The organism is Halomonas sp. MCCC 1A11062, from assembly GCF_021404355.1.
GTDB lineage: Bacteria > Pseudomonadota > Gammaproteobacteria > Pseudomonadales > Halomonadaceae > Halomonas > Halomonas aerodenitrificans.
The window spans coordinates 1-530 of the sequence record NZ_JABFTW010000065.1 but is presented as its reverse complement, the minus strand read 5'-3'; the positions used below and the strand labels follow the sequence as shown (position 1 = coordinate 530).

Sequence of the window (530 nt, the reverse complement as noted above, 5' to 3'; positions counted from 1 at the left end):
GTGGCGTCGGTCAGGGTGGTGGTGAAGAAGTGCTCCTGCTTGCCCTCGACGGAGGTGCGGTACCACTTCAGCTCGACGTTCGGCAGCATTTCGCCGGAAGCCAGGGCGTTGTACATCAGCGGCACGGCCTTGTTCAGGGCCACGGTGAAGACGAACGGCTTGTGGGCGCGCTGGCCGGAGGGCTGGCCGGACTGCGGGTCGGTGGGCACGGTGACGACGTGCTTGAACTCCTGGACCAGCATCTCGTCTTCGTGGCCTTCCACGTAGATGTTGCCCACGGAATCCGGGGTGAAGGCACCGGCGGTGATGTTGCCCTGGGTCTGGCCCTGGATGCTGATATAGCAGGGAGTCGGCATGGTCTGCTCCTTGACGATGTGAATGAAATGTCCCGATGGACAGTTCGATATGAGCAGTATGTGTGCCATCCCCTTCAAACCTGTTTTTATACAGTGTGTTAGCGATTTCCTGGCCAATCATTGCTAAGCCTAATTAGGCAATAAGTTGCCCGGGTCGGGCAAGAAGTTGCCCGG

1 protein-coding gene is annotated in these 530 nt (G+C 59.1%); it reads right to left on the bottom strand.

The genetic code is table 11. The features are described from left to right. Positions 1-356 (bottom strand): Hcp family type VI secretion system effector (locus HOP58_RS22810; protein WP_234261916.1); only part of this gene is annotated, 356 nt, incomplete at its 3' end. Positions 357-530 lie beyond the last annotated feature (174 nt).